The organism is Vibrio sp. D173a, assembly GCF_030248475.1.
Genome location: NZ_JAHGAH010001394.1, coordinates 1 through 565 on the forward strand (window position 1 = coordinate 1; position 565 = coordinate 565).

Sequence of the window (565 nt, forward strand, 5' to 3'; positions counted from 1 at the left end):
ATTCTTTAAGCGATCCAAACTGTTATCAAGCTGCGCCATAAATCGATTGATACTCCCTACCAGAGGAACAATTTCGGCGGGCACTTCATGCTTGATGGGCGTAAGATCGGATGAAGTACGCCTTGCGATACTGCGGTTGAGTCGATTGATTGGCTGCAGTGTCTTCCAGATACCCAGTAAAACCAGAAAGAAACCGGCACAAATAAAAGGGAAAACCAGCTGAATAGCGTTGAGAGTAATATCGACAGCAAATGCTTCTCTGGCTCGCTTAGTCTGCCCTATCACTATGGTGATCAATCCAGAATAATTCGTCTCTGTCAGCAGCTTTCCGTAAGCGATAAAACGCACCTCTTCGCCGCTGTAAATGGCATCATAAAATAGTGCTTCTGGGGTTGTAGAAGCCGTTCAGGGTGAAGAAACCCACTCGTCAGATAAAGGTAAATCTTGATAGCCAGTAAGATGAACCCCATGCATGTCGATGATTTGATAAAAGGCACGATCATTCTCTGCTAAAGACAGAGTTTCAAACACAGACCAAGGAAGATCAACGGCGATCTTGTGCTCT

General features: G+C 45.1%; 1 pseudogene. It reads right to left on the minus strand.

The window, feature by feature from the left end:
• Window positions 1-555, minus strand: a pseudogene (locus KIV40_RS33595) (sensor histidine kinase N-terminal domain-containing protein); the annotation flags it as partial.
• Window positions 556-565 lie beyond the last annotated feature (10 nt).